This window comes from Xanthobacter aminoxidans (assembly GCF_023571765.1).
Lineage (GTDB): Bacteria > Pseudomonadota > Alphaproteobacteria > Rhizobiales > Xanthobacteraceae > Xanthobacter > Xanthobacter aminoxidans.
In genome coordinates this window covers 320,291-340,899 of record NZ_JAMJXC010000001.1, presented here as the reverse complement: position 1 = coordinate 340,899, position 20,609 = coordinate 320,291, and the positions used below count along the sequence as shown (strand labels likewise).

The following is a 20,609-nucleotide window of genomic DNA, read 5'->3' as shown; positions in this document are numbered from 1 at the left end:
TGCGGAGACCTGAATTTGCGGTCGTTTCTCGCCGGCGTCCTCGCTCTGCCCGTGGCGCTCCTCCTCCTGCTCTGTGCGCTCACCGGCAGCGCGCAGGCGATGGAGGCAATTGCGCTCCGGCTCGATGCCAAGGTGGTGGACCTGCTGCCGGCCGTCGAGCGCCAGACCACCGAGGACGGCCGCTACCAGATTTCCACCGCCCCTGACGCCGAGGGCGTGGTGCGCCGCATCGAGGTGCCGACCTCCGACGGGCGCAGCCATGGCGAGTGGATCGCCTTCGCCCTCACCAACAATACCGACGAGCAGGTGGACCGCCTCATCGTCGCGCCGCACTACCGCATGTCCGGCTCCGGCCTGTTCTGGCCCGATCTCGGCAACCGCCGCATCCTCTCCCTGACGCCCAGCCAGGGCTTCAAGCCGGAACGCCAGTCGGCGCCGGACGCGGACGTGTTCCTCATCACCCTGGACCCCGGCTCCACCGTCACCTTCGTGGTGGAACTCGGCTCGCCCAGCCTGCCGCAGCTGCAGCTGTGGGAGCCCGACGCCTACAAGGACCGGGTGAACGCCTTCACCCTCTACCACGGCATCGTCATCGGCATCGCCGGCCTGCTGGCGCTGTTCCTCACCATCCTGTTCGTGGTGAAGGGCTCGGTGATGTTCCCGGCCGCGGCGGCGCTGGCCTGGGCCGTGCTCGGCTATATCGGCCTCGACTTCGCCTTCTGGTCGAAGGTGTTCGGCCTCTCCCCCATCGCCGAGCAGTTCTGGCGGGCGGCGGGCGAGGCGATCCTCACCGCGACCTTGCTGGTCTTCCTGTTCGCCTATCTCAACCTCAACCGCTGGCATGTGCGCTACGTGCATGTGGCCGCCGGATGGCTGGTCTTCCTCGCCGCCCTCGTGGTGGTGGCGCTGCTCGATGCGCCGGTGGCGGCGGGCATCGCCCGCCTCTCGCTGCTGGCGGTGGCGGTGGCCGGCTTCGGCGTGGTGATCTGGCTGTCGCAGCACGGCTTCGACCGCGCGGTGCTCATCATCCCCACCTGGTCGCTGCTGGTGGTGTGGGTGCTGATGGCGGGGCTCACGGTCGCCGGCTACGTCACCAACGATCTCGCCGCCCCCGCGCTCTCGGGCGGCCTCGTGCTCATCGTCATGCTCATCGGCTTCACGGTGATGCAGCACGCCTTCGCCGGCATTGGCGGCATCCAGGGCTCCGCCTCGGAGCTGGAGCGCCGCGCGCTGGCGCTGGCCGGCTCCGGCCTCATCGTGTGGGACTGGGATGTGGACACCGACCGCATCTACACCTCCCCCGAGGCTGAGGAGGCGCTGGGCCTGAAGCGCCATTCGCTGGAGACCGAGGCCGCCGGCTGGCTGGAGGTGCTGCACCCCGCCGACCGCGACCGCTTCCGCGCCACGCTCGACGGCATCATCGACCAGCGCCGCGGCCGCATCGACCAGGACTTCCGCCTGCGCGCCATCGACGGCCACTATCTCACCTTCAACCTCAAGGCCCGCCCCGTGGTGGGCGCGGACGGCGAGGTGGTGCGCTGCATCGGCACCCTCACCGACGTGACCGGCGAGCGCATCGCCGCCGAGCGCCTGCTGCACGACGCGGTGCGCGACAACCTCACCGGCCTGCCCAACCGCGAACTCTTCCTCGATCGCCTGCACCAGGCCCTCGTCGCCGCCCGCCTCGACGACAAGGTGAAGCCGACGGTGATGGTGATCGACCTCGACCGCTTCAAGCAGCTCAACGTGCAGGTGGGCATGGCGGTGGCGGATTCCATCCTGCTCACCGTCGCCCGCCGCATGACGCGGCTTCTGAAGCCGCAGGACACTTTGGCCCGCATCTCCGGCGACCAGTTCGGCATCATCCTGATGTCCGAGCGCGACGCCGAGCGCATCACCACCTTCGCCGATACGCTCCGCCGCTCGCTGCGCGCGCCCATCGCCTTCGCCGACCGGGAGGTGTTCGTCACCGCCTCCATCGGCCTCGTCCTGTCCGGCCCGGATCAGGTGAAGCGCGACGAGGTGCTGAAAGACGCCGAGCTGGCCATGTATTACGCCAAGCGCATCGGCGGCGACCGCATCGAGGTGTTCCGCCCTGCCATGCGCCAGCAGAAGATCGACCGCGTGGTGCTGGAGCAGGAGCTGCGCGAGGCGCTGGAGAAGGAGCAGATCTCGGTCCGCTACCAGCCCATCGTGCGCCTCGGCGACCGGGCCATCGGCGGCTTCGAGGCGTATATGCGCTGGAACCACCCGCGCCTCGGCGAGCTTGCCGCCTCGGAATTCATCCTGCTGGCCGAGGAGACCGGGCTCATCCTCGACCTCGGCCTGTTCGTGCTCGACCGCGCGGCGCGCCAGCTCGGCCAGTGGCAGCGCCTCTTGCGCGTGGACCCGCCGCTGTTCATGCACGTCAACGTCTCGTCCCGGCAGCTGCTGCGGCACGATCTGATCCAGGACCTGAAATCGGTGCTCGCCCGCAACACGGTGGCGCCCGGCTCGCTGAAGCTGGAAGTCACCGAAGGGCTGGTGATGGAAAACCCGGAATATGCCGCCGTGGTCCTGGGCCGCATGCGCGAGCTGGGTGCCGGCCTGTGCCTCGATGATTTCGGCACCGGCTATTCCTCCCTCGCCTATCTCCAGCGCTTCCCGTTCGACAGCGTGAAGATCGACCCGCGTTTCGTGCGCTCGGTGGCCAAGGGGCCGTCCCGCGCCGCCCGGCCGGTGATCGTCGGCGCCATGATCGATCTGGCCCACGACCTGGGCATGGACGTGATGGCCGAAGGGCTGGAGAAGGAAGTGGAAGCCGCCGAGATGACCCGCTTCGGCTGCGAATACGGGCAGGGCGTGGTGTTCGGCGAGCCGCTCACCGCCGAGGAATGCCGCCACCTTATCGAGCCGGCGCCGGTGGACGCCCGCAAGAAGAAGACGGGCACGGCGGCGGAATAGGCCCGCTCAGGCGCCTGTCCGGATACCCCCGTCTCTGACGCGCCCGTTCCCTTACGCGCCCGGTTTGGCCCGCGTTCGGGCGCGTTTCACAGGCGCCTGTGCCCCTGTCTGGCTCCCCTTCGCGCCGCGCGGCCAGCGGGCTGGCCAGTTGACGATGTGGTCCACCAGCTCGAACAGGCCGAACTCGCTTTCCAGCCCCGCGACCCGTCCGTGTACCGAGATGCCCGCGCTGACCACCGTGTCCCGCGTGCCGGACACCAAAGGATGCCAGAACGGCAAGTCCTTGCCCTCGCGCACCAGCCGGTAGGCGCAGGTGGGCGGCAGCCAGCCGATGCTCTCCACCGCCTCGGGGGTGAGGCGCACGCAGTCTTCCACGATCTCGGACCGGTTGGGATAGTCGGCGCAGCGGCAGGAGCCGGCATCGAACAGGCGGCAGGCGACGTCCGTGTAGGCGACGGCGCCCGAATCCTCGTCCTCCAGCTTGACGAGGCAGCAGCGGCCGCAGCCGTCGCACAGGCTCTCCCATTCCTCCACCGTCATGGTGGCGAGGGTCTTGGTCCGCCAGAACGGCGCGGGGGTCTGCGCAGGCGCAGAGGTCGCGGCAGGCGCGGGCGCAATCTCGGCGGCGGGCCGGGGTCGGGCGGAGGGAGGCATGCCGCCCCTTTAGCACAGGGACGGCGGCAAGTCGCTCACACTCACTCCCGGTGAGACGCTCACTCGCCGCCGTAGCTCAGCAGCATCTGGTAGACGACGGGCTTGGCCGCCCGCATGTCCTTGTTGTCGGAGCGGAATTCCCGGTCGCCATCCACGTCGCCCTGATAGGCAGCGGGCGGCTCGAACCGGAGCTGCAGCCGGCAGCCGGTGGTTTTGGCGAGCCGGCCGCCGTCCCAGTCCAGCACCGAGCCGCCATAGTCCCAGCCGAAGCCGGAGAGGGTGAAGGGCTTGCCGTTCGCCGCCTCCACCTCGGCCAGCGTCGCGCCGATGCCGATGCCTTCGGCCGTGCGCCACGGGCCGGGGTTATGGACGATCACATCGCCCGGCCGCCGCCGCTTCTTCTCGTCGAGCCAGATGATCTCCACCCGGCGCGCGGAGTCGTCCGGGAACAGCACGGAGGCCTTCACCATCTCGCCCTCGGCGGCGGGCACGCTGCGGTACACCACATTGGCGCGCCCGAACGTACGGATCAGCGCCGCCTCGTCGGTGTCGGCCGCGAACGGGCCGGTGCAGGCGAACGGCGGCAGCGCCTCCGGGCCGGCGGCGGGGGCCAGCGACGGCACCAAAGCGATGGCGAACGGGAGAACGGCGATCAGCCGGCGGAGCATGTGGCGCGTCCCTTCAGCGTGCGGGTCTTTTCGGTGCCGTCCGCATCCACCGTGGTGAGGGTGAGGACATAGCGGCCGGCGAAACTCTCGGCGTCCTTGCCCCGGCTCCTGGTCTCGATCACCAGCTCGGCGGAGCCGGCCTTGGGATCGGGCAGGTCGCGATAGAGGTGAAGGCGCACCTCGTGGCCGTGGAACCAGTGGTGGACCAGCGCCTCGCCGTCCAGTTCCAGCTTGCCGAACGGAGCCGCACCCTTGCCCGCCGGCTTCACCTCCAGCTCGGCGCGGAAATTGTTGAAGCTGCCGCCCATGCCGTGGGAGAAGGCCGTCTGCGCGGCGAAGGACACCGCCGCATCGTCGATGCTGCAATCGAGCGTTCCGGTGGCGTGGGCCGCAGGCGCGCCGATGACCAGAGCGAGCGCGGCGAGGCCGAACGCATGCCCAACAGCCCCGCTCCGGCGGTGCGGCGCGGGAGATGGTCCCCTCGAAGATCCGGTCATGGCGAGGCCCCCAAGGCAGTTGCCGCAGGGAGCCTAGAGCATTTTCAAGCGAAGTGGATTCCGGTTCGCGTGAAGAAAATGCGCATCATCAAAAGCCTTGAGCAGGCGCAGGCCCGGCTGCAACGCGAGCAGGGCCGGCGCCCCGGCTTCAGCGCTTGCCGGCGGTGTAGCGATCGGCCAAAGCGAGGGCCAGAGCGAAGCCGCCGAAGGCGGTGATGATGACGGCGAGCCAGATGGCGGTCTGTGCAGGCATGGTTTCCCCCGAATGTTTATGGGGGAAAGCTAGGCAGCGCGCGGGCCGGGGACTTTGATCAAGATCAAGCCCGGCCGTTCACAGCATCCGCCGCCCGCCGGGCCGCGGGAGGGATCGCGCCTCCGGCGCATCGGGCGGGCCATCCTGCGTGTCGTCCTGCGCGTCTTCCTGGGCGCCATCCTGCGCATCGGCCTCCGGCGGCTCGCGATACTCCGGCTCGAGCTTCTGGTCCGGGGCCGGCGCGTCGGTGGCGAGGCCGTCGCGCCCTTCGGCCTTCGCCACGGCGACGAGGCCCTCGGCCCGGCTCAACAGGCTGTCGAGGCTCTCGCCCTGCCGCTGCTCGGCCACGCCGAAGCTGGCGGTGACGGTGGCGTGGGGCGGCAGCACGGAGAGACGTGCGAAGTCCAGCTCCGCGCGCAACCGGTCGGCGACGCGGGAGGCCCCGACGCGATTGGTGCGCGCCAGCAGGACCACGAACTCCTCCCCGTCCATGCGCGCCGCTGCATCGCGCGGCGAGGTCTCCTGCAGGATCAGGCGGCCGACCACGGAGAGCATCCGGTCGCCGGAGGTGGGGCCGAAATCCTCATTGATCTGCTTGAAGCGGTCCATGTCGAACGCGATGAGCGTCACCGGCCGCGCGCCGGGATCGGCGAGAATGTCCCGCGCCCGCTCCATGAAGTCGCGGCGGGTGCCGAGGCCGGTCAGGGCATCGGAGCGGCCCTCCCGGCGGATCTCGTCGATGGCGTCGGCGGCGATGGACCCGAGCAGGGCGAGGGCGAGCAGGAGGCCGCTGATGAGCAGGGAGAAGTTCAGCACCTGCCAGAACGGCGTCGCGCGGAACAAGGCGGCGAGATCCGCGGGGTCGGCGCCGTTCTCCCGCATCCGGTCGATCTCGAAGAGGTCGCCGGAGATCCGCATGGTGAGGCCGGTGCGGATAAAGAAGTGCAGGCCGAACAGCAGGAAGGTCCAGAACAGCAGCCGGTCGATGGGCCGCCGCCGCTCCAGGGCGACCATCTTGACCGCCGCGACCACGAACATGGTGCCGTAGCCGAGATTCTGCACATAGATGCGGGCGACCAGATCGCGGTCGAAATAGAAGAAATAGAACACCAGCGCGACGATGGCGCAGGCCATGACGAGCAGCAGCCGCCCCGACCCCGCACGGCCGAACCGCACCAGCACGCCTTCCACCAGGGTGAGCACGGCGAAGGTGTAGACGATGGCCGACACCACCGCGTTCGGGCCCGCCTCGCGGGGAAAGCCGGTGATCTGGATCAGCGCGGCCAGCGCATAGGCGCAGAAGGCGGACGCGAAATAGAGCCCGCAGCGGCGCTCGCGATCGTGCAGCCAGACCAGCAGGAACACGACGGCGATCAGCAGCGAGACGATAGGTCCGGCAAAAATATAAAGGCGTCCGTCCGACATGCTCCGCCCACCGACGCCGCCCGACATCGGACGCGCGATCTGGAGGCGGCACAGCCGCCCGCCACCCTAGGTCGCATCGGCCGCCCTGCGCCTACTTGGATGGTTCCCTCGAGGGAAAGTCAAGCCTGAGCCCGGCCATGCGCACAACACAACCTGCTGCAACGCAACAGGAAGTTGCCCTACCGGCGGTAGGCCCACAGGCGCAGCTCGTGCTTCAGCCGGCGGAAATCGTGGAAGGTGAAGGCGAGCAGCACCGTCGCGAGGACCGCCAGCGTGAGGGCGACGCCATTGGACCAGTCCAGCGCCGAGCGGGTGAAATCGTAGACGAGGTAGGCGAGGAACAGCGTCACCGCGAGGGCCGTTCCGTAATAGATGCGCGTATCCAGCCGGGCGATGAGGATGCCGACGCCCGTCCAGATGGCGAGCGCGATCAGGATGGCCCAGCCGAGGCCGAGGCCGAACTGCCGGGCGACGAAATGCCCGCCGACCCAGCACAGCAGCACCGAGGCGGCGAGCACCAGGATTCCCGCGCGCAGCCGGAAGATGTAGGAGCCCTTTGCTCCGGTCGGGGCGGTGGACATGATGCACCTCGGATCGGCGCCCGCGACACGGATGTGGCGGGATGACAGGGAACCACCCGGCCGCGTCAACGCTTGTGCCGGTCTGGAGGATGTCACGATGCGGCGAATGCGGGTCGTACTCAATGCCAAAGCGGGCACCGTCCACGACATGGGCCCCGACAAGGTGCGCGATATCGTCGATGGCGCGCTCACCCGGTCCGACCTCGACGTGGACGTGGTGGTGGCGGAAGGCGACGCCATGGCGGCCGCCATCGCCTCGGCCTCCCGCGACGGCTACGACACGGTGGTGGTGGGTGCCGGCGACGGCACCGTCTCCTATGCCGCCTCGGTGCTCGCCAACACCGACATGACCCTCGGCGTGCTGCCGCTCGGCACCATGAACCTCCTCGCCTACGACATCGGCCTGCCGCGCGACTTGATGGGCGCGCTGGAGGCGCTGCATGACGCAAAGCCCATGCGGGTGGATCTGGGCACCCTCAACGGCCGGCCCTTCCACGGCGTGTCCGGGGTGGGCTTCTTCAGCCAGATGGCCATGGCGCGGGAGCAGTTGCGCGACCGCGGCCGCGTCTTCGGCTGGTTCATGGCGCTGGGGCGGGCGGTGTTCCGCTCCGGGCGGATGTCGCTGGAGGTGGAGGTGGCGGGCGCCCGCGAATCCATCGACGCTTATGCCGCCCTCGTCACGGTGAACGCCTTCGACGCCTCCGGCTGGCACCGCTCGCGCCTCGACGGCGGGCAGCTGGAGGTGCTGGTGGCGGAGGATCGCGGCACCCTGGCGCGGCTGCGCACCGGGGCCGAGGTGCTGGTGGACGCCTGGCGCGGCGCGCCGGGCATCCATTCCTTTTCCGCCCGGCGCGTCACCATCCACGCCCGCCGCCGCCGCGCCTGGGTGGCGACCGACGGCGAGGTGACGCGCGAAACCCTGCCGCTGCGCTACGCCCTCGCCCCCGCCGCCCTCAGCCTTCTCGTCCCGCCCTCGGCCCTGCAATGGCAGGCGCACGAGCGCGAGGTCCACGAGCGCGATGACGTGACATAGGCGCGAGGTGCACGAGCGCGACGACGTGACCTGACACGCGTCAGGCCGGGAGGTCCTGCACCGGCTGGCCGCGGTAGCGGATGAGGAGGGGCACGGTGAGCGTCATGGGGTGGGCGATGCCGTGCTCCCACAGGCCATCCTCGCCCCAGCAATCGCCGTGGTCGCCGCACAGCACGATGGTGGCGCCGGCGAAGCGCTCCAGCAGCGGGGCGAGCTTGCGGTCCACATATTCGCAGCACAGGCGCTGGCGCTCGCGGCATTCGGCCGAGCGGTCCACCTTCTGGAACGGCAGGCAGGGATTGTCCGTGCGGTCCCACGGCGCGCCCTCGAAATAATAGGGCACGTGGGTCTCGCCCACGTTGAGGAACACGAACAGGTCGCGCCGCGTCTCCCGCGCCGCCTGCTTCTCGATGAAGGCGAGTTGGGTGGCGATGCCCTTGTCGCCGGTGAACAGGAACTGTTCGAAGCTGCCGGTGAGCTTCTTCGACACCGGCGTCTTGGGGTCGAACCAGCCCATGGCCGCCGCGCCGATGGTGGCGTAGCGGGCATTGCGGAAACCGTCCACGATGTCGGTGCCGCTCACCGAGAAGCCGGGCCGGGCATGGCCCGCCGCCCCGGCGCGATCCAGCCGGAAGAGCCGCGCGAACTTGGGGTTCAGGAACGGCGTCGCCAGTTCCGCCACGCCGGGCGTGAAGCCCGCGAACATGGCGGCGTGGGAGGCATAGGTGAAATGCGCCGGCGCCTGCGCCTTGTAGAGGGCGGAGACCGTCTTCATGGCCGGGGCATTGGCCGAAACGAAGGTATCGTAACGGCAGGAGTCGATCGTGATGAAGAGCACGCTGTCAGGGGTGACACGCATGGCCGGCGCGGCTCTCAGAAAGGGGTGGTTTCAGTTGCCGCCGTCATTGTTGGCCTCGCCGCATGTGTAGCCGACGAAGCAGCGGGGATTGTCCGTGGTGGGCATCCAGGCCGGAGAGGTGGTCTGGTCGTCCTGGCAATAGCGCTGGTCCAGCACGTAGCGCTGGGCGTTGCCGCCGCCGGTGGGGACGAGGATGAAGCCCTGCTGGCGCACCACCTGACGGACGCCGGAGCAGGTGGAGGGCGGCACGGGAACGGCCATGTAGCCTTCCGGCGGCGGCTGGTTCTGGCCGTAGATGGCGGTGCCGTCCACGGGCACCGGCAGCGGCCCCGCGCCGAGATCGGACGGCGGCGCCAGCGGATCGCCCTGGGCCAGCGCCAGAGAGGGCGCGATAACCAACGGTGCGAAAATCGCCGGCACGAGAACGGCCGCCATCAACATCCGTACGAACAGGACGCGTACCCCGCGCGCAACGGGTCGCGACGTTCCGGACTGGACAGAACGCATCACTTTTTCCCCTCAGTGCCGCCGGGGGAAGCCTGTAGCGCACCTTGCCTCCGCTGGCAAAGAGAACCGCGCGAAATCCGCACCGCAGCTCACTTTCCGCCCCGTTCAAGCTGCGTCGTCCCATTGTCATGGACGGTTTCCGGACTCTGCCGCACCGCACACGGGACGCAAGGCGCGGGTGGCGGCGTCCGGTACCATTAGCCGGCGGGGCTTTGCCCGTTATCCCCACAATCATCCACCGGGGAAAAATCGGCCCGCGCGCCGCTGGCGCAGGGGCATTCGCTCTTGCTACACCACCTTCCCAAAGCAAAAAATTGCCCAAACCCAAGAATTGCCCAACCAAGGGATTGCCGGCTTCATGCTCGATCTGTCGGACAAGGGCGACCTCGAACCCACCTATCGCCAGGCCCCGCACAATGTGGAGGCCGAGCAGGCGCTGCTGGGCGCCATCCTCGTCAACAACGAGGCCTTCTACCGCGTCTCCGACTTCCTTGAGCCGCGCCATTTCTACGAGCCCATCCACGCCCGCGTCTTCGAGCTGGCCTCGGCGCTGATCCGCGCCGGCAAGCTGGCGACGCCGGTCACCATCAAGACCTTCCTGCCCGCGGACCTGGACGTGGCCGGCCTCACCGGACCACAATACCTCGCCCGCCTCGCGGCGGAGGCGACCACCGTCATCAATTCCGAGGATTACGGTCGCACCATCTACGACCTCTCGGTGCGCCGCGACCTGATTCGCATCGGCGAGGAGATCGTCAACGAGGCCTACGACGCCCCGGTGGACGCCACCCCGCAGGACCAGATCGAGGAGGCGGAGAAGCGCCTCTACGAGATCGCCGAGACCGGGCGCTACGACGGCGGCTTCCAGCGCTTCGGCGAGGCGCTGCGCGAATCGGTGGACATGGCCTCCAAGGCCTTCCAGCGCGACGGCCACCTCTCCGGCATCGCCACCGCCCTCGACGACCTCGACCACCAGATGGGCGGCCTCCAGCCCTCGGACTTGGTGATCCTCGCCGGCCGACCGGCCATGGGCAAGACCTCGCTCGCCACCAACATCGCCTTCAACATCGCCGCCGCCTATCGCGGCGAGACCCGGCCGGACGGCTCCACCGAGACGGTGTCCGGCGGCGTGGTCGGCTTCTTCTCGCTGGAAATGTCGGCCGAGCAGCTCGCCACCCGTATCCTCGCCGAGCAGGCGGAGATCGCCTCCTACAAGATCCGCCGCGGCGACATCTCGGAAAGCGAGTTCTCCAAGCTCGCCGCCGCCGCCCAGACCATGCAGACCATCCCGCTCTATATCGACGACACCGGCGGCATCTCCATCGCCCAGTTGGTGGCGCGGGCGCGGCGGCTGAAGCGCCAGCGCGGGCTGGACTTCATGGTCATCGACTATCTCCAGCTGCTCTCCGGCTCGTCCAAGGCGTCGTCGCAGAACCGCGTGCAGGAAATCACCGAGATCACGACGGGCCTGAAAGCCCTGGCGAAGGAGCTGCAGGTGCCGGTCATGGCGCTGTCCCAGCTCTCGCGTCAGGTGGAAGCCCGCGACGACAAACGGCCGCAGCTTTCGGACCTGCGTGAATCCGGCTCCATCGAGCAGGACGCCGACGTCGTCATGTTCGTTTACCGGGAGGAGTATTATCTTAAGAGCAAGGAGCCGAAGCCCGGCACAGAGGAGTGGTTCAAGTGGGAGATCGAGATGAAGGCGGCCGAGAACACGGCCGAAATCATCATCGGAAAGCAGCGCCACGGCCCCACCGGGACGGTGAAGGTGCATTTCGAGCCGCAATTCACCCGCTTCTCCAACCTGGCGCGGGAGGACCACCTGCCGGATCGCCACTGACCGGCGAACCGCAGGCCCCCGAGGACCCCGCCGCCAGCGCTGCGGCAGCAGACCAGGCCGCGCGTGAGGCGCGCGAAGCCGGCGCCATCCTCACCGTCGATCTGTCCGCCATCGCCGACAACTGGCGCACCCTTGCCGCGCTCGCCGCCCCGGCCGAATGCGCGGCGGTGGTGAAGGCCAATGCCTACGGCCTCGGCATCGACCGCGTCGCCCCGGCCCTGTGGAAGGCGGGCGCCCGCACCTTCTTCGTCGCCCACTTCAAGGAAGCCCTCGAACTGCGCGCCCTGCTGCCCGAGGCGGTGATCTACGTGCTCAACGGCCTGTTGCCGGAGACCGCCGCCGACCATGCCGCGGCGCGCCTGCGGCCGGTGCTGGGCTCGGTGCCCGAGATCACCGAATGGAGCGACTTCTGCCGCGACCAGGGGGCGGACCTGCCCACCGCGCTCCATGTGGATACCGGCATGAACCGGCTCGGCCTCTCGGTGGACGAGGCGGTGCAGCTCGCCGGCACGCGCAGGATGCTCGGCTTCACGCCCAGCCTCGTCATGAGCCACCTCGCCTGCGCCGACACGCCCGGCCACGCCCTCACCGCCCGCCAGCGCGCGGTGTTCGCCGACGTGATTCGCCGCTTCCGGGGCGTGCCGGGCTCGCTGGCGAATTCCGCCGGTACCCTGCTGGGCCGCGATTTCCGCTTCGAGCTGGTGCGGCCGGGCATCTTCCTTTACGGCGGCGTCGCCATCACCGGCGTGCCGCCCCTGCGCCCCGTGGTGCGGCTGGAAGCGAAGATCATCCAGGTGTCGAGCGTCGCGGCCGGCGAGACCGTGGGCTATGGCGCCGCCGAGCGGCTGAAGCGGCCGAGCCGCCTCGCCACCGTCTCCATCGGCTATGCGGACGGGCTGTTCCGGGCCGCCGGCTCCTCCGACCTCGCCAAGGGGGTGGAGGCCATGGTCGCCGGCCGGCGCTGCCATCTCGTGGGCCGCGTCTCCATGGACCTCGCCACCCTCGACATCACCGACCTGCCCGAGGGCGCGGTGCAGCGGGGCGACGTGGCGGTCTTCCTCGGCGACGGCATCAGCGTGGACGACCTCGCCGCCCGCTCCGGCACCATCGGCTACGAGGTGCTCACCTCGCTGGGCACCCGCTACGCCCGCCGCTACATCGGCGGCTGAGGGGTGAAGGGCTTGGGGGCGAAGGGCTTGGGGGCGGCGGACTTGGGGGCGGCGGGCTCCCGTGCGGCCTGACTGGCCGCGGCCAGCTCCGCCGCATAGGTCTCCTCGAACCAGCCGATGCGCTTCTCGAAGGCGGGGCTCAGGCGCTGGTCCTCGGTGATCTGGCGGGCGACCTCCTGCTGGCCCTCGCACACCGCATTGTCCTCGGCCAGCACGCGGCGCGCATAGAAGGGCACGATGCGCGAAATCACCTTCTGCGCGAAGCGGTCGAAGACGCCGAGCAGCCCCGGCCGCGGCGGCGCGATGGGCCCCTCGATGAGCCAGCCCTCCAGCCGCGAGCGGTCATGGGCGAGCGGCGCATAGCGCAGCACCATCACCGCATAATAGGAGCGGCCGAGGAGATCGATGACGTGGAACTGGGACGCCCCGAAGGTGGGGAACAGGTTCACGATCAGATAGTCGCGGGCGCGGTAGGTGCCGGCCCGGCAATCGGCGAGCACGCCCCCCAGCGGGTCATCCCCCGGCTCGGTGGTATAGGCGCTGTGCCGGCCGAAGCGGGCATAGGTGACCTCCTTCGCCTTCAGATAGCCGTTGGCGCCGAAGGTGGAGGGGTGGACGGCGACGATGTGGTAGTCGTCCAGCGTCACGTGGGTGAGGAACTTCCAGTTCGCCGGCACCTCGCCGCCGAAGCGGGTGAAGGTGCGCCCGGGCGGGCAGAGCGCGGCGAGCATGGGCGCGGCATCGCCGAGGAAGTCCGCGAGGGATTCCCCCTCCGGATCGGGAAAGCGGCCGAACACGAGGCCGGCGAACGCCTCCACCTCGATGGGCTTCAGGTGCGCGTTGAGCTGCTTCGGCAGGCAGCCGTAGGCCTCGTCGCAGACCGGGATGCCCAGCGCCTGCCCCTCGGCATTGTAGCGCCAGTGGTGGAAGGCGCAGACCATGGCGCCCTTCCCGCTGCGCTCGCGGCGGATGGGGTGGAATCGGTGGGCGCACACATTCTCGAAGCCGCGCAGCCGGTCGCCGAAGCGCTGGATGAAGACCGAGCGCCCGCCGAGATCGGTGCGGAACCACTGGCCGTCCTGCGCCACCTCCGCGTCGAGGCAGAGGAAGGTCCACACCCGCCCCAGCGCCTGCTGCTCGGCGGTGAAGGCCGCGGGATCGGTGGCCGCGCGCACCCATTCGGCGGGCTGGCCAGCGGCCGGCGCGGGCCGGGCCGGCTCTTGCGGCGTGGGTGCGGAAGCAGGGCTGTCTCGGAACACGGGCGATCCCCTGACATGACGGAGAAGGGCAGCGCAGGCTGATTAGCAGAGGTGTTCCGTTCCCGCCATCTGGGGATGCGCCGCAGATACCGCGCAACCCCGGAGGCGAAGCCTGGAGCCTTGACCGGCCCACCGCGCGACCGATGGGGTATATAGAGAACATCGCCCGAGATTCGGGCCTCGTCCTCCAGACCCGGCCGGCCTGCCCGCGCCGAGGGTGATCTTCATGGCCCGGCGCGACACGTCCTTCATCTGCCAGTCCTGCGGGGCGGTCTACACGCGCTGGCAGGGCAAGTGCGAGGCGTGCGGCGGCTGGAACACCATTTCCGAGGAAGTCGCGGTCGCCGCCAGCGTGCCGGCGGCGCAGCGCTCCGGCCGCAAGGGCCGCGCGGTGGTGCTGGAGAGACTGGAGGGCACGGCCAAGCCCGCCCCGCGCCTCGTCTCCGGCATCGGCGAGCTGGACCGGGTGGCGGGCGGCGGCTTTGTGCCAGGCTCCATCCTGCTCATCGGCGGCGATCCCGGCATCGGCAAGTCCACTCTGCTGGTGCAGGCCTCGGCGGCCCTGGCCCAGCGCGGGCAGCGCGTCGTCTACGTCTCCGGCGAGGAGGCGGTGGACCAGGTGCGACTGCGCGCCCAGCGGCTGGGGCTGGAGAAAGCGGACGTGGGGCTCGCCGCCGAGACCAATGCGGAGAACATCATCGCCACCCTGTCGGGCGGCCCGCCCGTTCACATGGTCGTGATCGATTCCATCCAGACCATGTGGTCGGACAGCGTGGAGAGCGCGCCCGGAACGGTGACGCAGGTGCGCACCTCCGCCCAGTTGCTGGTGCGCTACGCCAAGCAGACCGGGGCCTGCGTCATCCTCGTCGGCCATGTCACCAAGGACGGGCAGATCGCCGGCCCGCGCGTGGTAGAGCACATGGTGGATGCCGTGTTCTCCTTCGAGGGCGACGGCGGCCACCAGTTCCGCATCCTGCGCGCCCAGAAGAACCGCTTCGGCCCCACCGACGAGATCGGCGTGTTCGAGATGACGGGGCGCGGCCTGTCCGAGGTGGCGAACCCCTCGGAACTCTTCCTCTCCAACCGCGACGCCGGGGCGCCGGGCACCGCGGTGTTCGCCGGCATGGAGGGCACGCGCCCGGTGCTGGTGGAGATCCAGGCGCTGGTCGCCCCCTCTTCGCTGGGCACGCCGCGCCGGGCGGTGGTGGGGTGGGACCCCAACCGCCTCTCCATGGTGCTGGCGGTGCTGGATGCCCGCTGCGGGGTGCGGCTCGGCGGGCACGACGTCTATCTCAACGTGGCGGGCGGGCTGAAGATCGGCGAGCCGGCGGCGGACCTCGCGGTGGCCGCCGCCCTCGTCTCCTCGCTGACCGGCGCGCCCCTGCCGGCGGATGCGGTGCATTTCGGCGAGGCGAGCCTCACCGGCGCGGTACGGCCGGTGGCGCAGGCGCAGGCGCGGCTGAAGGAGGCGGCGAAGCTCGGCTTCGCCAGCGCCGTCATCCCCGCCGGCGGCCTCGACGGGCTCGACCCGCCGGTCACGGTGCGGCCGGTTTCCTCCCTGGCGGAGCTGGTGGCGGGCATCGCGGCCAGCGCGCCCCGCCGGGCTCCGCGCGAGACGCGCGACACTGCCATGCGCGAAACGCGGGGCTCGAACGACCGCAATCCCCCGCAAAGGGCCGTCCAGCATGCGGATTGGGGCGACGACGAGGAAAGGTGACGCGGGCGGGCGCGCAAGCTATATCAGCCCCGCGGCTGGGCTCTCCGGGGGTGGGCGGGTCGCGCGCATGCGCGTCTGGCGGTGCGCCCATCACGGATCGATGCGCCGATGCCCATAACCTTGCTCGACATTATCGTTCTCTCTGTGATGCTGATTTCCGGCATCCTGGCGATGGTGCGCGGCTTTCTGCGGGAAGTCTTCTCCATCCTGTCCTGGGCTGTCGCGGCCGGCGTCACCGTCTATTTCTACAAGTCCGCTTTGCCTGTGGTGAAGCAATACATCTCGCAGGACTCGGCCGCTCTTGCGGTGACGGTGGCGTTGCTGTTCCTCGGCACACTGCTCATTGCCTCCATCGTCACCGCGCGCATCTCGGACCTGGTACTCGACAGCCGAATCGGCGCCCTCGACCGCACGCTGGGCTTCGCCTTCGGCCTCGCCCGCGGGCTGCTGCTGATGGTAATCGCGCTCTTGTTCTTCAACTGGCTGGTGCCGCCGGAGAAGCAGCCCCCGTGGGTCGCCAACGCAAAATCGCTCCCCGCCATCACGAAAGCGGGGGAGTGGCTGAAGGCGCAGTTGCCGGATGACCCTGAAAACACCATTTTGAACAAGTTGAAGAAGCCGCCCGCCGCTGAGGAGGGCGACACGCCTGCCGCCCCGGCCGCCCCGACGGGGGGACAGCGGTAGGTTTCTTTTTGGGGGCAGCAACTGACCGGCCGGCCGGCCGGGACATCCACGCGGGGGCGCTGAGCCTTCCGCGCTATGGGTGTTCCCGCTCCGACCTCCCGGCGCAAGCTCGCACGGCGCTGCCTGACCGGCCCGCGCGGAGGGTGCATGATGGACTTGGGATGTGACGGGCCGATCTCAGTGGCCGGCGGAGACTCCTTCCGCACGGATGGCGAACCCCTCGCGGGTGGTCGCGCCGATCTCGATCTCGACCTGAACGGCGATCGCCTCCGCGAGGAATGCGGCGTCTTCGGCATCTACAATCACCCCGAGGCCGCGGCGATCACCGCCATCGGCCTCCACGCCCTCCAGCATCGCGGACAGGAAGCCGCCGGCATCGTCTCCTATGACGGCCGCCGCTTCCATTCCGAGCGCCGCCTCGGCCTCGTGGGCGACGCCTTCTCCGACGCCGGAGTCATCGCCCGCCTGCCCGGCGACGCGGCGGTGGGCCATGTGCGCTACTCCACCACCGGCGAGACCCTGCTGCGCAACGTGCAGCCCCTGTTCGCCGAGCTGGATGCCGGCGGCTTCGCCGTGGGCCACAACGGCAACCTCACCAACGGCCTCACGCTCCGCCGCCAACTGGTGCGCGAGGGCGCCATCACCCAGTCCACCACGGACACCGAGGTGATCCTCCATCTCGTGGCGCGCTCCCGCAAGCCGCGCTTCATCGACCGCTTCATCGACGCCATCCGGGCGCTGGAAGGCGCCTATTCGCTGGTGGCGCTCACCAACAAGAAGCTCATCGGCGCCCGCGACCCCCTCGGCATCCGCCCGCTGGTGCTCGGCTCGCTGGACGGCTCCCCCATCCTCGCCTCCGAGACCTGCGCCCTCGACATCATCGGCGCGCGCTATGTGCGCGACATCGAGAACGGCGAGGTCATCGTGATCGACGAGGAGGGCGTGCAGTCCTTCAAGCCGTTCCCGGAGATGGCGGCGCGCCCCTGCATCTTCGAGTACATCTATTTCGCCCGGCCGGATTCCGTGGTGGGCGGGCGCTCCGTCTATCAGGTGCGCAAGAACATGGGCCGCGTGCTGGCCACCGAAAGCCCCGCCCATGCGGACGTGATCGTCCCGGTGCCGGATTCCGGCGTGCCGGCGGCCATCGGCTTCTCCCAGACCTCGGGCATCCCCTACGAGCTGGGCATCATCCGCAACCACTACGTCGGCCGCACCTTCATCCAGCCCACCCAGTCCATCCGCGACCAGGGCGTGCGCATGAAGCACTCCGCCAACCGCTCGGTGGTGGAGGGCAAGAGCATCGTCCTCGTGGATGACAGCCTCGTGCGCGGCACCACCTCGGTGAAGATCGTGCAGATGATGCGCGATGCCGGCGCCAAGGAGGTGCATTTCCGCATCGCCTCGCCGCCCATCACCCACCCCGATTATTACGGCATCGACACGCCGGACCGGGACAAGCTGCTCGCCGCCACCCACGATCTGGAAGGCATGCGCCGCTACATCGGCGCGGATTCGCTGGCTTTCCTCTCGGTGGATGGCGTCTACCGCGCCATGGGCTTCGAGGGCCGCGACCCGGTGAAGCCGCAGTTCACCGACCACTGCTTCACCGGCGACTATCCCACCCCGCTGACCGACCGCGCCGGCGCGGTGGCCCAGCAGCAGCTCTCGCTGCTCGCCGAAGCGAGCTGAGCGCGCAACGCCCTCCCGGATCGGGCGGGCGTCCCTCCCGACCACAGGACCCCGCATGACCGACCGGCCGCTTGCCGAAAAGATCGCCCTCGTCACCGGCGCCACGCGCGGCATCGGCGCCGCCACCGCGGTGGCGCTGGCGAAAGCCGGCGCGCATGTGGTGTGCGTCGGCCGCTCGGAAGGCGGGCTGCAGGAGGTGGACGACGCCATCCGCGCGGTGGGCGGGAGCGCCACGCTGGTGCCGCTGAACCTCAAGGATTCCGACGGCATCGACCGGCTCGGCGGCGCGCTCTACGAGCGCTACGGCCGGCTCGACATCTATGTGGCCAATGCCGGCGTGCTCGGCCCGCTTTCCCCGCTGGGCCACGTCTTCCCCAAGGACTGGGAGGACACGGTGGCGGTGAACCTCACCGCCAACTGGCGCTGCGTGCGCTCTTTCGATCCGCTGCTGAAGCTCTCGCCGGCGGGCCGGGCGGTGGTGGTCACCTCCGGCGCGGCGAGCAAGGCGCGCGCCTATTGGGGGCCCTACGCCATCACCAAGGCGGGGCTCGAGGTGATGGCCCGCACCTGGGCGGACGAGAGCGTGTCGGGCAATCTGAAGGTCAACCTCTTCAACCCCGGCCCCATCCGCACCCTGATGCGCGCCAAGGCCTTCCCCGGCGAAGACCCGTCCAGCCTGCCGGCGCCGGAAGAGGCAGCCGAGGCCATCCTGCCCCTGTGCCTGCCCACCTTCATGGAAACCGGCAAGCTCTACGACTTCCCGCAGAAGAAGCTGCTCAGCTTCCAGATGCCGGCGTAGGGGGGGGCTGGAGGGGCGATGCCTGTAAACTCAACCGCCGTCATGGCCGGGCTTGTCCCGGCCACCCACGTCGGGCCGACAGAATAACCCTCGAAAAGCCATTCCCGGCCGAACCACGTGGATGGCCGGGACAAGCCCGGCCACGACGATTGCACCCGGGATTCCTGCCGCCCGACCCAACCATGGATCGCCCCGCCATGACAGCTTGCGCCTCCCCTCTCCCCTCGCGGGAGAGGGGCCGTAGGTGAGGGGGGCCGCTTCCGCATTCAAGGCGTTGGGACAAGGGGAGACACACCCCTCACCCCAGCCCTCTCCCGCAAGGGGAGAGGGGGCAAGACGGCTCACGCCGCCGCCAGTTCTCCCGCCAGCGCCTTGCGGATCAGTTCGCGCGTCTCGGCCACGCCGTAGATGGCGACGAAGGAGCCGAAGCGGGGGCCGCGTTCCAGGCCCAGCAGCACCTGATAGAGCGTGTTGAACCACTCCACCGAGACGCCCGGCCGCTCGGGCGTGGCGCCCTTGGCCTTGAGGTCCTGGTAGCGCGGGATGGGGCGGGCCACGTCGTAGAGCACGGTCTGGATGTCGTCCGCGCTGGCGCCCGCCGGCAGCGCCGCGAGGGCCGCGTCGAGCTTTTCCAGGGCCTCGCGCTCCACCGCGTCGGGGGTGCGGAAGACCTTGTTGGGCTTCACGAAGTCATGGAAGTAGCGCACCGCATAGCCCACCAGCTCGTGCAGCTTGGGGTGCGTCTGGTCCGACACGCCGGGCACATGGCGCTTCAGGAAGCCCCACAGCACGCTCTCGTCCTCCGTGTTGGAGGCGGAGGCCAAGTTGAGGAGCATGGTGAAGCTCACCGGCATGTCCACATCAGGCGGGTTGCCGGCATGGATGTGATAGACCGGGTTGCCGAAGCGCAGCTTCCAGTCCTGCTGCGCATAGCGGGCGAGGAAGTTGAAATACTCGTCCACCGCCTTCGGGATCACGTCGAAGTGCAGCTTCTTCGCCGAGCGGGGCGACTGGAACATGTAGAGCGCGAGGCTCTCCGGGCTCGCATAGGTCAGCCACTCGTCGATGGTGAGACCGTTGCCCTTGGACTTGGAGATCTTCTGGCCCTTCTCGTCCAGGAACAGCTCATAGACGAAATGCTCCGGCGCGGTGCCGCCGAGGATCTGGCAGATCCTGTCGTAGATCGGCGCGTTGGTCTGGTGGTCCTTGCCGAACATCTCGAAATCGACGTCAAGCGCCGCCCAGCGGGCGCCGAAATCCGGCTTCCACTGCAGCTTCACCTTGCCGCCGGTGACGGGGAGCGTCAGCTCGGTGCCGTCCTCGTCGTCGAAGGTGATGGTGCCGGCCTTGGCGTCCACCTTCTTCAGCGGCACGTAGAGCACGCGGCCGGAGGTGGGCGAGATGGGCAGGAAGGGCGAATAGGTCGCCTGCCGCTCCTCACCGAGGGTGGGCAGCATGACGGCCATGATCTCGTCGTACTTCTCGGCAGCCTTCAGCAGCACGGCGTCCAGCTTGCCGGAGAAGTAGTATTCGGTGGCGCTGGCGAATTCGTAGTCGAAGCCGAAGGTGTCGAGGAAGCGCCGGAGCATGGCGTTGTTGTGCGCGCCGAAGCTCGGATAGTCGCCGCCGAACGGGTTCGGCACCTTGGTGAGCGGCATCTGGAGATAGGGCACGAGGGCGGCCGGGTCCGGCACGTTCTCGGGGATCTTGCGCATGCCGTCCATGTCGTCGGAGAAGCACAGGAGGCGCGTCTTCACCTTGTCTTCGGTGAGGATGCGGAAGGCGTGGCGCACCATGGTGGTGCGCGCCACCTCGCCGAAGGTGCCGATGTGCGGCAGGCCCGAGGGGCCGTAGCCGGTCTCGAACAGCACCTCCTCCTTGGGCCGCTTCTTCAGCCGCTCCACCAGCTTGCGCGCTTCCTCGAACGGCCAGGCGGTGGCCGTTTCCGCGACCGCCTTCAGCTCGGCGGCGAGCTGGGTGGGATCGACGGCGGCGGGCGAGGCTTCGGACGAGGACATGACAGGCTCCGGAA

Annotated in this window: 17 protein-coding genes; 8 read left to right on the top strand and 9 right to left on the bottom strand. The window is 69.4% G+C overall.

The features are described from left to right. Window positions 1–99 precede the first annotated feature (99 nt). The gene (locus EJ105_RS01515) at window positions 100–2,943 is read left to right on the top strand and encodes an EAL domain-containing protein (protein WP_245279447.1); all 2,844 of its coding nucleotides are present in this window, start codon (window positions 100–102) and stop codon (window positions 2,941–2,943) included. Window positions 2,944–2,994: 51 nt separating this feature from the next. Here EJ105_RS01515 and EJ105_RS01510 read toward each other — a convergent pair whose 3' ends face one another. The 5 genes from EJ105_RS01510 to EJ105_RS01490 all read right to left on the bottom strand — a co-directional run bounded on the left by EJ105_RS01510 (window position 2,995) and on the right by EJ105_RS01490 (window position 7,021). Then, window positions 2,995–3,597 carry a YcgN family cysteine cluster protein gene (locus tag EJ105_RS01510; RefSeq protein ID WP_284145256.1) on the bottom strand — a complete coding sequence of 201 codons (603 nt, stop codon included), beginning with the start codon at window positions 3,595–3,597 and terminating at the stop codon, window positions 2,995–2,997. Between the two features lie 59 nt (window positions 3,598–3,656). Further along, window positions 3,657–4,265 (bottom strand): hypothetical protein, encoded by a 609-nt coding sequence (locus tag EJ105_RS01505; RefSeq protein WP_250165042.1) that lies wholly within the window; start codon window positions 4,263–4,265, stop codon window positions 3,657–3,659. After that, window positions 4,250–4,762 carry a hypothetical protein gene (locus EJ105_RS01500; protein WP_250165041.1) on the bottom strand — a complete coding sequence of 171 codons (513 nt, stop codon included), beginning with the start codon at window positions 4,760–4,762 and terminating at the stop codon, window positions 4,250–4,252. Before EJ105_RS01500 ends, EJ105_RS01505 begins: the two co-directional genes overlap by 16 nt. A gap of 331 nt (window positions 4,763–5,093) precedes the next feature. Next, window positions 5,094–6,440 carry a GGDEF domain-containing protein gene (locus tag EJ105_RS01495; RefSeq protein ID WP_250165040.1) on the bottom strand — a complete coding sequence of 449 codons (1,347 nt, stop codon included), beginning with the start codon at window positions 6,438–6,440 and terminating at the stop codon, window positions 5,094–5,096. A gap of 179 nt (window positions 6,441–6,619) precedes the next feature. After that, window positions 6,620–7,021 carry a hypothetical protein gene (locus tag EJ105_RS01490; RefSeq protein ID WP_024277156.1) on the bottom strand — a complete coding sequence of 134 codons (402 nt, stop codon included), beginning with the start codon at window positions 7,019–7,021 and terminating at the stop codon, window positions 6,620–6,622. A 106-nt stretch (window positions 7,022–7,127) separates the two neighbouring features. Between EJ105_RS01490 and EJ105_RS01485 the strand changes: the two genes are divergently transcribed. Continuing rightward, on the top strand, window positions 7,128–8,054 hold the full coding sequence (locus EJ105_RS01485; protein WP_245279318.1) for a diacylglycerol/lipid kinase family protein: 927 nt from the start codon (window positions 7,128–7,130) through the stop codon (window positions 8,052–8,054). 40 nt (window positions 8,055–8,094) lie between these two features. On the opposite strand, the gene EJ105_RS01480 is transcribed toward EJ105_RS01485, so the two are convergent. Continuing rightward, on the bottom strand, window positions 8,095–8,913 hold the full coding sequence (locus EJ105_RS01480) for an alkaline phosphatase family protein (RefSeq protein WP_250165039.1): 819 nt from the start codon (window positions 8,911–8,913) through the stop codon (window positions 8,095–8,097). Between the two features lie 30 nt (window positions 8,914–8,943). Continuing rightward, complete coding sequence (locus tag EJ105_RS01475; RefSeq protein ID WP_250165038.1) at window positions 8,944–9,348, bottom strand: hypothetical protein; 405 nt, start codon at window positions 9,346–9,348, stop codon at window positions 8,944–8,946. A 430-nt stretch (window positions 9,349–9,778) separates the two neighbouring features. Here EJ105_RS01475 and EJ105_RS01470 point away from each other — a divergent pair, with 430 nt between their 5' ends. Next, entirely contained in the window at window positions 9,779–11,260 is a 1,482-nt protein-coding gene (locus EJ105_RS01470; RefSeq protein WP_029556768.1) for a replicative DNA helicase, read from the top strand. Between the two features lie 86 nt (window positions 11,261–11,346). After that, a complete protein-coding gene (gene alr / locus EJ105_RS01465; protein ID WP_250165201.1) occupies window positions 11,347–12,429 on the top strand; it encodes an alanine racemase in 1,083 nt (360 codons plus the stop codon). Here alr and EJ105_RS01460 read toward each other — a convergent pair. Continuing rightward, window positions 12,414–13,688, bottom strand: a complete 1,275-nt coding sequence (locus tag EJ105_RS01460) for an aromatic ring-hydroxylating oxygenase subunit alpha (protein ID WP_250165037.1) — start codon at window positions 13,686–13,688, stop codon at window positions 12,414–12,416. The two genes, alr and EJ105_RS01460, sit on opposite strands and share 16 nt — an antisense overlap. Window positions 13,689–13,914: 226 nt before the next feature. On the opposite strand from EJ105_RS01460, the gene radA reads away from it, so the two are divergent. From radA to EJ105_RS01440, 4 genes are all read left to right on the top strand, one after another. Continuing rightward, a complete protein-coding gene (gene radA, locus EJ105_RS01455) occupies window positions 13,915–15,405 on the top strand; it encodes a DNA repair protein RadA (protein ID WP_250165036.1) in 1,491 nt (496 codons plus the stop codon). A 108-nt stretch (window positions 15,406–15,513) separates the two neighbouring features. Further along, window positions 15,514–16,089, top strand: coding sequence for a CvpA family protein (locus EJ105_RS01450; RefSeq protein ID WP_024277148.1), 576 nt, complete (start codon window positions 15,514–15,516; stop codon window positions 16,087–16,089). Window positions 16,090–16,236: 147 nt separating this feature from the next. After that, window positions 16,237–17,778, top strand: a complete 1,542-nt coding sequence (gene purF, locus EJ105_RS01445; RefSeq protein WP_374250825.1) for an amidophosphoribosyltransferase — start codon at window positions 16,237–16,239, stop codon at window positions 17,776–17,778. A 55-nt stretch (window positions 17,779–17,833) separates the two neighbouring features. Next, window positions 17,834–18,577, top strand: a complete 744-nt coding sequence (locus EJ105_RS01440; RefSeq protein ID WP_029556761.1) for an SDR family NAD(P)-dependent oxidoreductase — start codon at window positions 17,834–17,836, stop codon at window positions 18,575–18,577. Window positions 18,578–18,918: 341 nt separating this feature from the next. On the opposite strand, the gene EJ105_RS01435 is transcribed toward EJ105_RS01440, so the two are convergent. Further along, window positions 18,919–20,595 (bottom strand): lysine--tRNA ligase, encoded by a 1,677-nt coding sequence (locus tag EJ105_RS01435; RefSeq protein ID WP_250165035.1) that lies wholly within the window; start codon window positions 20,593–20,595, stop codon window positions 18,919–18,921. Window positions 20,596–20,609 lie beyond the last annotated feature (14 nt).

Excerpts from the sequence above, each read along its gene's own strand:
- EJ105_RS01515 (WP_245279447.1), top strand. The coding sequence starts at position 100 with ATGGAGGCAATTGCGCTCCGGCTCGATGCCAAGGTGGTGGACCTGCTG.
- EJ105_RS01510 (WP_284145256.1), bottom strand. The coding sequence starts at position 3,597 with ATGCCTCCCTCCGCCCGACCCCGGCCCGCCGCCGAGATTGCGCCCGCG.
- EJ105_RS01505 (WP_250165042.1), bottom strand. The coding sequence starts at position 4,265 with ATGCTCCGCCGGCTGATCGCCGTTCTCCCGTTCGCCATCGCTTTGGTG.
- EJ105_RS01500 (WP_250165041.1), bottom strand. The coding sequence starts at position 4,762 with ATGACCGGATCTTCGAGGGGACCATCTCCCGCGCCGCACCGCCGGAGC.
- EJ105_RS01495 (WP_250165040.1), bottom strand. The coding sequence starts at position 6,440 with ATGTCGGACGGACGCCTTTATATTTTTGCCGGACCTATCGTCTCGCTG.
- EJ105_RS01490 (WP_024277156.1), bottom strand. The coding sequence starts at position 7,021 with ATGTCCACCGCCCCGACCGGAGCAAAGGGCTCCTACATCTTCCGGCTG.
- EJ105_RS01485 (WP_245279318.1), top strand. The coding sequence starts at position 7,128 with ATGCGGGTCGTACTCAATGCCAAAGCGGGCACCGTCCACGACATGGGC.
- EJ105_RS01480 (WP_250165039.1), bottom strand. The coding sequence starts at position 8,913 with ATGCGTGTCACCCCTGACAGCGTGCTCTTCATCACGATCGACTCCTGC.
- EJ105_RS01475 (WP_250165038.1), bottom strand. The coding sequence starts at position 9,348 with ATGGCGGCCGTTCTCGTGCCGGCGATTTTCGCACCGTTGGTTATCGCG.
- EJ105_RS01470 (WP_029556768.1), top strand. The coding sequence starts at position 9,779 with ATGCTCGATCTGTCGGACAAGGGCGACCTCGAACCCACCTATCGCCAG.
- radA (WP_250165036.1), top strand. The coding sequence starts at position 13,915 with ATGGCCCGGCGCGACACGTCCTTCATCTGCCAGTCCTGCGGGGCGGTC.
- EJ105_RS01450 (WP_024277148.1), top strand. The coding sequence starts at position 15,514 with ATGCCCATAACCTTGCTCGACATTATCGTTCTCTCTGTGATGCTGATT.
- purF (WP_374250825.1), top strand. The coding sequence starts at position 16,237 with ATGATGGACTTGGGATGTGACGGGCCGATCTCAGTGGCCGGCGGAGAC.
- EJ105_RS01440 (WP_029556761.1), top strand. The coding sequence starts at position 17,834 with ATGACCGACCGGCCGCTTGCCGAAAAGATCGCCCTCGTCACCGGCGCC.
- EJ105_RS01435 (WP_250165035.1), bottom strand. The coding sequence starts at position 20,595 with ATGTCCTCGTCCGAAGCCTCGCCCGCCGCCGTCGATCCCACCCAGCTC.